The organism is Pseudomonas sp. ADAK13, from assembly GCF_012935715.1.
In the GTDB taxonomy this organism is placed as follows: domain Bacteria; phylum Pseudomonadota; class Gammaproteobacteria; order Pseudomonadales; family Pseudomonadaceae; genus Aquipseudomonas.
The window spans coordinates 2,848,696-2,861,881 of record NZ_CP052860.1; the positions used below are offsets into that span (position 1 = coordinate 2,848,696).

Genomic DNA, 13,186 nt, shown 5'->3' on the forward strand with positions numbered 1-13,186 from the left:
GCCCACGCGGGCCGTGGTTCTTCGCCGGTTGAGCAAAAAACGAGCAGTTTCAATGGCTTGTGCACAAACGCCGGGGACCAGGCTGTGGATAACCTTGGGGTGAATGGCTGCAAGCCACGCCGGCTATGGCTTGCAGGGGTTTGTACGTTATTTGATCAGTTTTTCCGCACGGTCAGCCAGGCGTCGAGGCTGTAGACCACCAGGCCGGCCCAGATAAAGCAGAAAGCGATCAGCGTGGCGGGCGCCAGGTGTTCGTTGAACAGCAGCACGGCTTCCAGCAGCACCAGGGTGGGCGCCACGTATTGCAGGAAGCCCAAGGCGGTGTAGGGCAAATGCCGCGCGGCGGCGTTGAAACACACCAGCGGGATCAACGTCACCGGGCCTGCGGCTACCAGCCACCACGCCTCCGAGGTGCTCCAGAACGCCATCTGCGCGCTGTGGGCGGACGGATTGAACAGCAGCCATGCGATGGCAATCGGCACCAGCATCCAGGTTTCCACCACCAGCCCGGGCAATGCCTTGACCGGCGCCTGCTTGCGGATCAACCCGTAGAAACCAAAGGTCGCGGCGAGTACCAGCGACACCCACGGCAGGCTGCCGACTTGCCACACCTGTTGCGCCACGCCGACCGCCGCCAGGCCCACGGCCACCCATTGCAGGCGGCGCAGGCGCTCGCCCAGGATCACCATGCCCAACAGCACGTTCACCAGCGGGTTGATGTAATAACCCAGGCTGGCCTCAAGCATGCGGCCGCTGTTCACCGACCACACGTACGTCAGCCAGTTACCCGCGATCAAGGTGCCGCTCAGGGCCAGGATCGCCAGGCGCTTGGGGTTGTCCCGCAGTTCACGAAGCCAGCCCGGGTGTTTCCAGACCAGCAGCAGCAAACTGCCGAACAGCGCAGACCACAGCACGCGGTTAACGATGATTTCTGCGGCGGGAACGCTGGCGATGGCTTTGAAGTAGATCGGGAACAGGCCCCAGATGACGTAGGCGCTCAGGCCCAATATGTACCCGCGACGGGGGTTGGCGGCTTGCATGCAGAATCCTTGCTTAGGCAGCTAACAAAGCCGCGATTGTAAGGATATTTGTCAGGGGATGTGTGTTGAAAGTGTAGGGCCCAAGGCTTGGGCCCAGACGGTAGGGATCAGAACAGCTTCAGCGGTTCTTCATTGAGCGCCGACAATTGCTCGCGCAACGCCAACACCTGGTCGCCCCAGTAACGCTCGCTGCCAAACCACGGGAAACTGTGGGGGAACGCCGGGTCGTCCCAGCGGCGTGCAAGCCAGGCGCTGTAGTGCATCAGGCGCAGGGCCCGCAGTGGTTCGATCAGGGCCAGTTCGCGCGGGTCGAAGTCATGGAATTCCTGGTAACCGTCCATCAATTCCGAGAGTTGTCCCAGGCATTCCTGGCGGTCGCCAGCGAGCATCATCCACAGGTCTTGTACGGCGGGGCCCATACGGCAATCGTCGAGGTCGACGATGTGGAACATCTCGTCGCGACACATCATGTTGCCGGGGTGGCAATCGCCGTGCATGCGGATGTTCTTGTGGGGCGTGGCCTTGTAGACCTCTTCCACACGCTTGAGCAGGTCGCGGGCCACGGACTCGTAGGCCGGCAGCAGGCTTTTGGGAATGAAATTTCCTTCCAGCAGGGTGTTCAGGGAATCGTGACCAAAATTCTTCACGCCCAGGGCTTCGCGGTGTTCGAAAGGGCGGGTGGAGCCGACCGCGTGCAGACGGCCGAGCAGCTGGCCGAGGCGATACAGCTGGTCGAGGTTGCCCGGCTCCGGCGCGCGGCCACCACGGCGCGGGAACAGGGTGAAGCGGAAACCGGCGTGTTCGAACAGGCTTTCGCCGTTGTGAATCATCGGCGCCACCACGGGCACTTCGCACTCGGCCAGCTCGAAGGTGAAGCTGTGTTCTTCGAGGATGGCTTCGTTGGTCCAGCGCTGGGGCCGGTAGAACTTGGCGATCAAGGGCTCGGCGTCTTCGATGCCGACCTGGTAGACGCGGTTTTCGTAGCTGTTGAGCGCGAGGATGCGGGCGTCGCTGAGGAAACCGATGCTTTCGACTGCGTCGAGCACCAGGTCAGGGGTCAGTGTTTCAAACGGGTGTGCCATGCGAACTCCTGCGCGCAGCAGGGCGCCGCGTCCGGCCGGGTATGGTAACGCACCGGGGTCGAGATAGGTGGTGACTGTTAGTCCGCCATCGCGGGCAAGCCCGGCTCCCACAGGAGTACTCGGTCAACTGTGGGAGCCGGGCTTGCCCGCGATGGCGCCTTATCAGGCGCCGACGATCCCGCCATCATCCCGACGAATCGCCATCACCGAAGACCGTGGCTTACCATTCGGCAGGTGTTCCGGCCAGGTCGAGCCACCGGTTTCCCCTGGATGCTGAATCCCCACAAACAGGGTTTTCTGGTCTGGCGAGAAGCTAATCCCGGTCACCTCACAGGCCACCGGCCCTACCATGAACCGCCGGATCTCACCGGTCGCCGGGTCGGCGCAGAGCATTTGGTTGTTGCCCATGCCGGCAAAGTCGCCGCCGTTGCTGTAGTCGCCATCAGTGAGGATCCACAACCGCCCGGCCTTGTCGAAGCCCAGGCCGTCCGGGCTGTTGAACATGTTCTGCGGGTTGATGTTGGACGAGCCGCCCTTTGGCGTCCCGGCATGCACGGTCGGGTTGCCAGCCACCACAAACAAGTCCCAGCTGAAATCCGGCGCGCCATGGTCGGAGGCAGAGGCCTTCCAGCGCAGGATCTGCCCGTAGACGTTTTTCTCCCGCGGGTTCGGGCCGCCTACCGGCTGCCCGTCTTCGCCGCGCTTGGCGTTGTTGGTCAGGGTGCAATACACCTGGCCGTCGGTAGGGCTGACCACGATCCATTCCGGGCGGTCCATGCGGGTGGCTTTCACCACGCTGGCGGCCAGGCGCGCGTGGATCAGCACTTCGGCCTGGCTGGCAAAGCCGGTGTTGGCGTCGATGCCGTTATTGCCGTAGGTCAGTTCGACCCATTGGCCCTGGCCCTTGGGATGGTCGGCATTGCCGTCGCCCGCATCGAAGATCGCCACGTACAAGGTGCCGTGGTCCAGCAGGTCCTTGTTGGCCTTGGGGTTCTTGTGGTTGATCTTGTCGCGGCTGATGAACTTGTAGATGAACTCGCCGCGCTCGTCGTCGCCCATGTACACCACGGCGCGGCCGTCGCGGGTTTCAGCCAGGGCGGCGTTTTCGTGCTTGAAGCGGCCCAGGGCGGTGCGTTTGACAGGGGTGGATTGCGGGTCGAACGGGTCGATTTCTACCACCCAGCCATGACGGTTGAGTTCGTTGGGGTTCTTGGCCATGTCGAAGCGCGAGTCGTGCTGATGCCAGTTGATGTCTTTGCTGGCGGCCACCACGCCGTAGCGTTTCTGCCCGGCGTCGAAGGTTTGTTGCGGGTTGCTGCTGCCGAAGCAGTCGGTGAAGTTTTCTTCGCAGGTGAGATAAGTGCCCCACGGAGTCTTGCCATTGGCGCAGTTCTGGAAAGTGCCGAGGACTTTTTTGCCGGTCTTGTCGGCGCTGGTTTTCAGCCAGGCATGGCCCGCGGCGGGGCCGCCGAAGCGGATCGGCGAGTTGCCGTGGATGCGCCGGTTGTAGCGCGAGTCCTGGACGAACTGCCAGGTGTCGCCTTTACGCCGTACTTCAATCACTGACACACCTTCGCTGGCCAGCGCCTTGCGCACGTCTTCGGCCGATTGTGGCGCGCCGCCGTGGGCGTAGAGGTAGCGGTAGTTGGTGTATTCGTTGTTGATCGCCATCAGCGCGCGGTTGTTGTCCCCGGGGAAGGCGAACAGGCTCATGCCGTCGTTGTTGTCGCCGAACTGCTGTTCCTGGGCCTTGGCGGTGCCGTTGCCGCTGGGGTCGAAGGCTGGCGCATTCTTGTGCAGTGGCTGGCCCCAACTGATCAGCACCGAGGCGCTGTAGCCAGGCGGCAGGGTGATGGTGTCGCTGGTGGCCGCGGCGATGCTGGCGAAACCCAGCAACGGGCTGTTCGACGCGGCGTTGACCGCCAGGGCGCTGCGGGTCAGCAGGTTGCCGCCGAGGAACATCGCCGCACCGCAGAGGGCGCCGGCGCCGATAAAACGCCGGCGGGTGAGGCCGACCATCTGTTCCAGGTCGGTGGCTTGGTTTTCTTCTAATAGGCTCATTTCAGGCTCCCTGCGGGTTTTTGCAGCCACCTTAGGGAGCGGTCGTGACGAAATTGTTGCAGTTTGAAGCGTTACGCGGGGGTGCCCAGCAGCACATTGCTGGGGGAGAACTGCACCTTCACCTGCAGGCCTTCGGCGGCCTTGAGCTGTACGAGCGCGTCGGGCTGGGCCAGGGCGCATAAAACCTGGCCATTGGGCAGGGTGATACGGACCTCGCTGGGGCCATCATCGGCGTCGAGAATGGCCTCGATTTTTCCTTCCAGGCAATTGTGTCCAGGTGTTGCGGACTGCTTCGCGGCCAGCACTTCAAGCCAGCCGGCCTTGATCAGGGCGACGACTTCGGTGCCGGTCTCCAGTTCCAGGTGCAAGGTGCTGTCGTGGGTGATTTGCGCATCCAGGCTCAGGCCTGCGGCCAGTTCCAGGCGAATCAGGTCGTTGCGACCGTGGCTGTGAATCGCAATGACCTTGCCGTGCAACTGGTTGCGCGCGCTGGTGCGCAGCATCAGGCGGCCCAGCAGGTTGAAGTCGCTGGCGTCTTCGGCGGAATCCAGCACCTGGGCTTGCACCACCTGCAGGCGTTGGTAGAGGCGTAGTACCCGTTCACCTTCGGCCGTCAGCCTGGCGCCGCCGCCGCCCTTGCCGCCGACGCTGCGTTCCACCAAGGGCTTTTGCGCCAGGTTGTTCAACTCGTCGATGGCGTCCCACGCGGCCTTGTAGCTCAAGCCCGCGCTCTTCGCCGCGCGGGTGATGGAGCCTTGCTCGGCAATGTGTTGCAGCAGGGCAATACGCTGGGGACGGCGGACGATGTGTTGGCTCAGGAGGGTTGGCAGGGACATGGGCACACGCTTTGATGGAATGGGCAGACGTTGCGGGCAGGGCGTCTCGGAGTCAAGTCATGTGCCCGGCTTGGGCGTACGCGCCAGGCAATACACATCAACCTGCCGCGCGCCGGCGTCCATCAACAGCCGGGCGAGGCTGTTGGCAGTGGCGCCGGTGGTGAGTACGTCGTCGATCAGCGCCAGATGCCGGTCTTTGACCAGGGCATTGTCCGCCAAGGCAAAGGCCTGGAGCAGGTTGCGCTGACGGGTCTTGGCGTCCAGGGCCTGTTGCGCCACGGTTTCATGAGGCCGTAACAGCAGGTGCTCATCGTAAGGGATGTTCAGGTCCTTGCTCAGCCAGCGTGCGAGCATCGCCGCCTGGTTGTAACCCCGTTGGCGCAGGCGTTTGCGGGCCAAGGGTACGGGCAGCAGGCAGTCGGGGCGCGCGAGGCCGGCATCGTCATACCGGTGTTGCAGGAATTGCCCCAGCAGGTGCGCAAGCAAATGGCCCAGCGGCCAGCGCGCCTGATGCTTGAAGCGGCTGATCAGGCTGTCGACGGGAAAGCTGTAGGCCCAGGGTGCAACCACCTGTTTAAACGCCGGCGGTCGCTTCAGGCATTGGCCGCACACCAGGCCCGCCATGGGTAACGGCAGTGCGCACACGTCGCACTGATCCATCAGCCACGGCAGCTCGGTTTCGCAGACGTTGCAGATGGAATGGGCGGTTTCGCTGTGCTCGTCGCAGACTAAACAGGGCTGGTTGCTTTTTAACCAGATGTAAACCTTGTGTTTGTTGTCGAGTTGACAGTGCATGAATCTTCCTTAAATATGCCGAGCATCCGTGTCGTGCCTGTGGGTATTACTCCCCGCAGGGCTTGCCAAAGCATAATCAAGGAATCGCCCATGAGCGCCAGCATCACTGCCAACCTGCGTCACGATTGGTCTTTAGCCGAAGTCAAAGCGCTGTTTGTCCAGCCCTTCAATGACCTGTTGTTCCAGGCGCAGACCGTGCACCGCGCGCATTTCGACGCCAACCGCGTCCAGGTTTCCACGCTGCTGTCGATCAAGACCGGTGCCTGCCCGGAAGATTGCAAATATTGTCCGCAGTCGGGCCACTACAACACGGGCCTGGAAAAAGAAAAGCTGATGGAAGTGCAGAAGGTCCTCGAAGAGGCCGCCCGCGCCAAGGCCATCGGTTCGACCCGTTTCTGCATGGGCGCCGCCTGGAAGCATCCGTCGGCCAAAGACATGCCCTACGTACTGGAAATGGTCAAAGGCGTGAAAGCCATGGGCCTGGAAACCTGCATGACCCTCGGCCGTCTCGACCAGGACCAGACCGAAGCCCTGGCCCAGGCCGGCCTCGACTACTACAACCACAACCTCGACACCTCGCCGGAGTTCTACGGCTCGATCATCACCACCCGCACCTACAGCGAACGCCTGCAAACCCTGGCGTACGTGCGTGAATCGGGGATGAAGATCTGCTCGGGCGGCATCCTCGGCATGGGCGAGTCGCTGGACGACCGCGCCAACCTGCTGATCCAGTTGGCCAACCTGCCGGAGCATCCGGAATCGGTGCCGATCAACATGCTGGTGAAAGTCGCCGGTACGCCGCTGGAAAATGCCGACGACATCGACCCGTTCGACTTCATCCGCATGCTGGCGGTGGCGCGCATCCTGATGCCGCAGTCCCATGTGCGGCTGTCGGCCGGGCGTGAAGCGATGAACGAGCAGATGCAGGCCCTGGCGTTTTTTGCCGGCGCCAACTCGATTTTCTACGGCGATAAACTCCTGACCACCGCCAACCCGCAGGCGGACAAGGACATGCAGCTGTTCTCGCGCCTGGGCATCTTGCCGGAAGCCCGTGAAGAGCACGCCGATGAAGTGCACCAGGCGGCGATCGAGCAGGCGCTGGTGGAGCAAAAGAGCAGCGAGCAGTTCTACAACGCGGCTGTTTAAGCCATTTCTCCTGCCCACGTGCGATCCAGTGTGGGAGCTGGCTTGCCTGCGATAGCGGTCTATCAGACGCATTGATGCTGAATGTGCCGCCGTCATCGCAGGCAAGCCAGCTCCCACAGGGTTGACCGCGTTCGGTTTGCTTAATCGAGGTCTCATGTCTTTCGATCTCGCCGCGCGTCTTGCGGCCCGTCGTGCCGAACACCTGTATCGTCAACGTCCACTGCTGCAGAGCCCGCAAGGCCCTGAAGTGGTGGTCGATGGCCAGCCGTTGCTGGCGTTCTGCAACAACGATTATCTGGGCCTGGCCAATCACCCGCAAGTGATCGAAGCCTGGCGTGCGGGCGCGGCGCGCTGGGGTGTGGGCGGTGGCGCTTCGCACCTGGTGATCGGCCACAGCACGCCGCACCATGAACTGGAAGAAGCCCTGGCCGACCTCACCGGTCGCCCGCGAGCACTGCTGTTCACCACCGGTTACATGGCCAACCTCGGCGCCGTCACGGCGTTGGTGGGGCAGGGCGATACGGTGCTCGAAGACCGCCTTAACCACGCCTCGTTGCTGGATGCCGGTTTGCTCTCCGGGGCGCGCTTCAATCGATACCTGCACAACGACGCGGAAAGCCTGGCCAAGCGCCTGGAAAAAGCCACCGGCAATACGCTGGTGGTGACCGACGGCGTGTTCAGCATGGATGGCGATGTGGCCGACCTGCCGGCGCTGGCCCGTGAAGCCCGGGCCAAGGGCGCATGGCTGATGGTGGATGACGCCCATGGCTTCGGGCCTTTGGGCGCCAACGGTGGCGGGATCGTCGAGCATTTTGGCCTGAGCCAGGAGGACGTGCCGGTATTGGTGGGCACCCTGGGCAAGGCGTTTGGTACTGCCGGGGCGTTTGTAGCAGGCAGTGAGGAACTGGTCGAAAGCCTGATCCAGTTTGCCCGCCCGTATATCTACACCACCAGCCAACCGCCGGCGCTGGCCTGCGCCACGCTGAAAAGCCTGGAACTGCTGCGCACCGAGCATTGGCGGCGTGAGCATCTCAACGGGCTGATCCGCCAATTCCGCTTGGGCGCCGAGCAGATCGGCCTGGAGCTGATGGACAGTTTCACGCCGATCCAGCCGATCATGATTGGCGACAGTGCCCGTGCCGTGCGCTTGTCGCAGATGTTGCGCGAGCGTGGGCTGATGGTGACCGCGATCCGTCCACCGACTGTGCCCGCTGGCAGCGCGCGACTGCGGGTGACCCTGACAGCGGCCCACAGTGAGGCGCAGGTGCAGCTATTGTTAAGCGCATTGGAAGAGTGTTTCCGCTTGTTAGGCCAGGAGCCCAACCATGCGTGATCGACTGATATTGCTGCCCGGCTGGGGCCTCGGCGTTTCGCCGCTGGAGCCGTTGGCGGCGGCGTTGCAGGGGCTGGATGAACACTTGCAGGTGCAGATCGAACCGTTGCCGGACGTGGAGTCGGACGACCTTCAAGAGTGGCTCGATGAGCTGGATTCGACCTTGCCCCAAGACGTCTGGCTGGGTGGTTGGTCCCTCGGCGGCATGCTTGCTGCCGAGTTGGCCGCCCGGCGCGGTGATCATTGTTGCGGTTTGCTCACCTTTGCCAGCAACGCAAGCTTCGTGGCCTGGTCCCGCTGGGACCATGGCATGCCCGAAGAGGATTTTATTGCGTTTCTTAACGGTTGCCGCCTTGATCCGGTTGCGACGTTAAAACGCTTCAGTCTGCTTTGCGCCCGGGGTTCCAGCGATCCCCGATCACTTGCTCGGCTATTGCTGGCGGGTGCCCCTAAAACCTCCGCGCAGACCTTGCTCAGTGGTCTGGAGCTGTTGGGCCGATTGGACACCCGTCAGGCGTTGGTCGACTTTCAAGGGCCGCAGTTGCATCTGTTTGCCGGGCTGGACGGGCTGGTTCCGGCTGAAGTGGCCAGTGAGTTGTTCGCCTTGTTGCCCGATGTTGAAATCGGCCTGATTGAACAGGCCGGTCACGCTTTTCTACTGGAGGACCCCCACGGTGTGGCGGGGGCCATCCAGGCTTTTTTGCATGAGTGCGGTGATGACTGATTTATCCCATCCTGCGCTGCCCGGCGGCTTGCCAGACAAGCGCCAGGTAGCGGCCTCTTTTTCTCGCGCAGCGGCCAGTTACGACAGCGTTGCCGAATTGCAACGCGCGGTGGGCAGCGAGCTGCTGCGGCGTCTGCCGGAAGGTATTTCGCCGCAACGCTGGCTGGACCTGGGCTGCGGCACGGGTTATTTCAGTCGTGTGCTGGGCCAGTCATTTCCGGACAGCCAAGGCGTGGCCCTGGACATTGCCGAAGGCATGCTCAACCACGCCAGGCCCTTGGGCGGCGCGCAGCACTTTATCGCTGGCGATGCCGAGCGCTTGCCCTTGCAGGACGCCAGCTGCGGGCTGATCTACTCCAGTTTGGCGGTGCAGTGGTGCTCGGATTTTGCAGCGGTGCTCAGCGAAGCGCGTCGTGTGTTGCAGCCCGGCGGTGTGCTGGCGTTTGCCAGCCTGTGCGTGGGTACGCTGGATGAGTTGCGCGAAAGCTGGCGCGCGGCGGATGGCATGGTTCACGTGAACCGCTTCCGGCCGTTCAGTGCTTATGAGCAGTTGTGCGCGGCCAGTGGCTTGCGGGTGCGTAGCCTGGAGCAGCGTCCCCATGTGCTGCATTACCCCGACGTGCGCAGCCTGACCCACGAATTGAAAGCCTTGGGTGCGCACAATCTGAACCCGGGGCGCCCCGGAGGCTTGACGGGCCGGGCGCGGATTGTTGCACTGGTGCAAGCCTACGAGCAGTTCCGCCAGGCCCAAGGCCTGCCGGCGACCTATCAAGTGGTGTACGCCGTCCTGGAGAAACCTCTATGAGTGCCGCTTACTTCATCACGGGGACCGACACCGACGTCGGCAAGACCACCGTCGCCGCCGGCCTGCTACATGCCGCGCGGCAAGCAGGCAAGAGCACCGCGGCGGGCAAGCCGGTGGCCTCGGGATGCCAGCTGACGCCCAAGGGCCTGCGCAATTCGGATGCCCTGGCGTTGCTGGCTGAGTGTTCGTTGCCCTTGACCTATGCCGAGGTCAACCCGGTGGCGTTCGAGCCGGCCATCGCACCGCATCTGGCGGCCCGCGAAGCCGGAGTGGCACTGACGGTTCAATCGTTGTTGAAGCCCATGCAGCATATTCTCGCCAAGCAGGCCGACTTCACCCTGATTGAGGGCGCGGGCGGTTGGCGCGTGCCCTTGGCGGATCAGGACAACCTCTCGGACCTGGCCCAGGCATTGAAGCTGCCGGTGATTCTGGTGGTGGGCGTGCGGCTGGGTTGCATCAGCCATGCGTTGCTGACCGCCGAAGCCATCGCCCGGGACGGTCTGCCACTGGCAGGCTGGGTGGCGAATATCATCGACCCCAAGACCTCTCGTCTGGAAGAAAACCTCGCGACCCTGGCCGAGCGGCTGCCTGCGCCATGCCTGGGAAGGGTGCCGAAACTCAAGCATCCCGGCGCTGAAGCGGTGGCGGAGTACTTGCAACTGGACCTGCTTGACTAGTTTTGCCTATGGCTAAGGCATTATGCCATTAGTGTTTTTAACGGGCGTTTTGCCAGTAGGTCTGCTTCAATAACGGTTCACGATTCTCTTATAGGCAGGTTCACGCCATGGAAATCTCTGGTAGCAGTGCGTTTTACTCGGGGCTGAGCGCGATTCAGACCGGGCAGAACCGTGTCGACCAGGCCGCCGGCAAGATCGCCAGCGCCGCCACTACCCAGCCTTCGGACGCACAAAATGATCGGCTGCGTTCCGTAGACGCCAATCAGGCAACCAATTCGGCCAGCAATATGGTCGAGATGGCCCAAGGCAAGTTCCAGGTCGAGTTGGGCGCCAAAGTCGCGAAGGCTTCCGACGAAATGCTCGGCACGTTGATCGACACTTACGCATAACCCCCTCTTATCGTGCGAGCTGGCTTCTCTGTGGGAGCTGGCTTGCCTGCGATAGCGTCACCTCGATCCTCCTGATACACCGCGGCGCCTGCATCGCAGGCAAGCCAGCTCCCACGTTGATCTTCACCGCTCAATAATCTTTTTTCACCCTGAATCGTCATGCGGCATTTCGCTGCAGGCCTTGCCGTGCCTGACGTTGACCCACGTCATGACAAACGGCATTTGCGCGACGCTTGACAAGGATTGGTCGTAAACGTATGTTTCAAACAACTGTTTGACCGCAATAACACATCCACGCGGTTGTTCATCCCAGATACATCAGCAGAGGTTTATCGCTATGCCTGACTACAAGGCCCCCTTGCGTGATATTCGCTTCGTTCGTGACGAACTGCTTGGCTATGAAGCGCACTATCAGAGCCTGCCGGCTTGCCAGGACGCTACCCCGGACATGGTTGACGCCATTCTGGAAGAAGGCGCCAAGTTCTGTGAGCAGGTACTGGCACCGCTGAACCGCGTGGGTGACATCGAAGGTTGCACCTGGAGCGAGTCAGGCGTTAAAACCCCTACCGGTTTCAAAGAAGCCTACAAACAATTCGTTGAAGGCGGCTGGCCGAGCCTGGCCCACGACGTGGCGCACGGTGGCCAAGGCCTGCCGGAGTCCCTCGGCCTGGCGGTCAGCGAAATGGTCGGCGAAGCCAACTGGTCGTGGGGCATGTACCCGGGCCTGTCCCATGGCGCGATGAACACCATTTCCGAGCACGGCACTCCCGAGCAGCAAGAGGCTTACCTGACCAAGCTGGTGTCGGGCGAGTGGACCGGCACCATGTGCCTGACCGAACCGCACTGCGGCACCGACCTGGGCATGCTGCGCACCAAGGCCGAACCTCAGGCTGACGGTTCCTACAAAGTTTCCGGCACCAAGATCTTCATCTCGGCCGGTGAACACGACATGGCCGACAACATCGTCCACATCGTGCTGGCCCGCCTGCCGGATGCACCGGCCGGCACCAAAGGCATTTCGCTGTTCATCGTTCCCAAGTTCGTCCCGAACGCAGACGGTTCGATTGGCGAGCGCAACGCGGTGTCCTGCGGTTCCCTGGAACACAAGATGGGCATCCACGGTAACGCCACTTGCGTGATGAACTTCGACGCGGCCACCGGTTTCCTGATCGGCCCGGCGAACAAAGGCCTGAACTGCATGTTCACCTTTATGAACACCGCTCGTTTGGGTACCGCGCTGCAAGGCTTGTCCCACGCTGAAATCGGCTTCCAGGGCGGCCTGAAATATGCCCGCGACCGCCTGCAAATGCGCTCCCTGACTGGCCCGAAAGCGCCGGACAAGGCAGCCGACCCGATCATCGTGCACCCGGACGTGCGCCGCATGCTGCTGACCATGAAAGCCTTCGCCGAAGGCAACCGCGCGATGGTGTACTTCACCGCCAAGCAGGTTGACGTGGTCAAGTACGGCACCGACGACGAAGCCAAGAAACAGGCTGACGCACTGCTGGCCTTCATGACCCCGATTGCCAAGGCGTTCATGACCGAAGTCGGTTTTGAAGCCGCCAACCACGGCGTGCAAATCTACGGCGGCCACGGCTTCATCGCCGAGTGGGGCATGGAGCAGAACGTTCGCGACAGCCGCATTTCGATGCTGTACGAAGGCACCACCGGCATCCAGGCCCTCGACCTGCTGGGCCGTAAGGTGCTGATGACCCAAGGCGAAGCGCTGAAGGGCTTCACCAAGATCGTGCACAAGTTCTGCCAGGCTAACGAAGGCAACGAAGCCGTACAGGAATTCGTTGCACCGCTGGCTGCACTGAACAAAGAGTGGGGCGAGTTGACCATGAAGGTCGGCATGGCAGCCATGAAAGACCGCGAAGAAGTCGGTGCCGCCTCGGTGGATTACCTGATGTACTCCGGCTACGCGTGCCTGGCTTACTTCTGGGCCGACATGGCCCGCCTGGCTGCCGAGAAACTGGCTGCCGGCACCACCGAAGAAGGCTTCTACACCGCCAAGCTGCAGACTGCGCGCTTCTACTTCCAGCGCATCCTGCCGCGTACCCGCACCCACGTTGCAACCATGCTGTCGGGCGCCAACAACCTGATGGACATGAAAGAAGAGAACTTCGACCTGGGCTACTAAGCCTCGGCGGGTTCATTTCAAAAAGCCGCCGCTCCTTCGGGAGCGGCGGTTTTTTTTTGCGCGATAAAAAACCACAGCGCAGCACTCAGGGATTGCGCCGTGCGGCCGTTAAAGTGATGGCAATGTGATACGCATCACATTGAATGTGCTTAACT

At 62.2% G+C, this 13,186-nt stretch carries 12 protein-coding genes; 7 read left to right on the plus strand and 5 right to left on the minus strand.

All coding sequences use genetic code 11. The features are described from left to right. Positions 1-155: 155 nt before the first annotated feature. From rarD to HKK54_RS13255, 5 genes are all read right to left on the minus strand, one after another. Entirely contained in the window at positions 156-1,040 is an 885-nt protein-coding gene (gene rarD / locus HKK54_RS13235; RefSeq protein WP_010167440.1) for an EamA family transporter RarD, read from the minus strand. 107 nt (positions 1,041-1,147) lie between these two features. After that, on the minus strand, positions 1,148-2,122 hold the full coding sequence (locus HKK54_RS13240) for a serine/threonine protein kinase (RefSeq protein WP_010167439.1): 975 nt from the start codon (positions 2,120-2,122) through the stop codon (positions 1,148-1,150). Between the two features lie 162 nt (positions 2,123-2,284). Continuing rightward, on the minus strand, positions 2,285-4,183 hold the full coding sequence (locus tag HKK54_RS13245; RefSeq protein WP_169386977.1) for a PhoX family protein: 1,899 nt from the start codon (positions 4,181-4,183) through the stop codon (positions 2,285-2,287). 71 nt (positions 4,184-4,254) lie between these two features. Next, positions 4,255-5,019: a TOBE domain-containing protein gene (locus HKK54_RS13250; protein WP_010167435.1), complete on the minus strand. Its 765-nt coding sequence runs from the start codon at positions 5,017-5,019 to the stop codon at positions 4,255-4,257. A 57-nt stretch (positions 5,020-5,076) separates the two neighbouring features. After that, positions 5,077-5,814, minus strand: coding sequence for a ComF family protein (locus HKK54_RS13255; protein WP_169386978.1), 738 nt, complete (start codon positions 5,812-5,814; stop codon positions 5,077-5,079). Between the two features lie 90 nt (positions 5,815-5,904). On the opposite strand from HKK54_RS13255, the gene bioB reads away from it, so the two are divergent. The 7 genes from bioB (at position 5,905) to HKK54_RS13290 (ending at position 13,031) form a co-directional block, all read left to right on the plus strand. Further along, positions 5,905-6,960, plus strand: a complete 1,056-nt coding sequence (bioB, locus tag HKK54_RS13260) for a biotin synthase BioB (RefSeq protein WP_010167432.1) — start codon at positions 5,905-5,907, stop codon at positions 6,958-6,960. A 154-nt stretch (positions 6,961-7,114) separates the two neighbouring features. Then, positions 7,115-8,293 carry an 8-amino-7-oxononanoate synthase gene (gene bioF, locus HKK54_RS13265; RefSeq protein ID WP_169386979.1) on the plus strand — a complete coding sequence of 393 codons (1,179 nt, stop codon included), beginning with the start codon at positions 7,115-7,117 and terminating at the stop codon, positions 8,291-8,293. Continuing rightward, positions 8,286-9,017 carry an alpha/beta fold hydrolase gene (locus HKK54_RS13270; RefSeq protein ID WP_169386980.1) on the plus strand — a complete coding sequence of 244 codons (732 nt, stop codon included), beginning with the start codon at positions 8,286-8,288 and terminating at the stop codon, positions 9,015-9,017. Before bioF ends, HKK54_RS13270 begins: the two co-directional genes overlap by 8 nt. Further along, on the plus strand, positions 9,010-9,822 hold the full coding sequence (bioC, locus tag HKK54_RS13275; protein ID WP_010167430.1) for a malonyl-ACP O-methyltransferase BioC: 813 nt from the start codon (positions 9,010-9,012) through the stop codon (positions 9,820-9,822). Before HKK54_RS13270 ends, bioC begins: the two co-directional genes overlap by 8 nt. Beyond that, positions 9,819-10,499 carry a dethiobiotin synthase gene (gene bioD, locus HKK54_RS13280; RefSeq protein ID WP_010167429.1) on the plus strand — a complete coding sequence of 227 codons (681 nt, stop codon included), beginning with the start codon at positions 9,819-9,821 and terminating at the stop codon, positions 10,497-10,499. The genes bioC and bioD overlap by 4 nt, the downstream gene beginning before the upstream one ends. Before the next feature lie 107 nt (positions 10,500-10,606). Further along, positions 10,607-10,888, plus strand: a complete 282-nt coding sequence (locus HKK54_RS13285) for a pyrroloquinoline quinone biosynthesis protein PqqE (protein ID WP_169386981.1) — start codon at positions 10,607-10,609, stop codon at positions 10,886-10,888. Between the two features lie 337 nt (positions 10,889-11,225). After that, positions 11,226-13,031, plus strand: coding sequence for a phenylacyl-CoA dehydrogenase (locus HKK54_RS13290; protein ID WP_008434376.1), 1,806 nt, complete (start codon positions 11,226-11,228; stop codon positions 13,029-13,031). Positions 13,032-13,186 lie beyond the last annotated feature (155 nt).

Bases quoted from the DNA above. Each gene is read 5' to 3' on its own strand.
- HKK54_RS13270 (WP_169386980.1), top strand. From the start codon at position 8,286: ATGCGTGATCGACTGATATTGCTGCCCGGCTGGGGCCTCGGCGTTTCG.
- rarD (WP_010167440.1), bottom strand. From the start codon at position 1,040: ATGCAAGCCGCCAACCCCCGTCGCGGGTACATATTGGGCCTGAGCGCC.
- HKK54_RS13245 (WP_169386977.1), bottom strand. From the start codon at position 4,183: ATGAGCCTATTAGAAGAAAACCAAGCCACCGACCTGGAACAGATGGTC.
- HKK54_RS13240 (WP_010167439.1), bottom strand. From the start codon at position 2,122: ATGGCACACCCGTTTGAAACACTGACCCCTGACCTGGTGCTCGACGCA.
- HKK54_RS13255 (WP_169386978.1), bottom strand. From the start codon at position 5,814: ATGCACTGTCAACTCGACAACAAACACAAGGTTTACATCTGGTTAAAA.
- HKK54_RS13290 (WP_008434376.1), top strand. From the start codon at position 11,226: ATGCCTGACTACAAGGCCCCCTTGCGTGATATTCGCTTCGTTCGTGAC.
- HKK54_RS13285 (WP_169386981.1), top strand. From the start codon at position 10,607: ATGGAAATCTCTGGTAGCAGTGCGTTTTACTCGGGGCTGAGCGCGATT.
- bioF (WP_169386979.1), top strand. From the start codon at position 7,115: ATGTCTTTCGATCTCGCCGCGCGTCTTGCGGCCCGTCGTGCCGAACAC.
- bioB (WP_010167432.1), top strand. From the start codon at position 5,905: ATGAGCGCCAGCATCACTGCCAACCTGCGTCACGATTGGTCTTTAGCC.
- bioD (WP_010167429.1), top strand. From the start codon at position 9,819: ATGAGTGCCGCTTACTTCATCACGGGGACCGACACCGACGTCGGCAAG.
- HKK54_RS13250 (WP_010167435.1), bottom strand. From the start codon at position 5,019: ATGTCCCTGCCAACCCTCCTGAGCCAACACATCGTCCGCCGTCCCCAG.
- bioC (WP_010167430.1), top strand. From the start codon at position 9,010: ATGACTGATTTATCCCATCCTGCGCTGCCCGGCGGCTTGCCAGACAAG.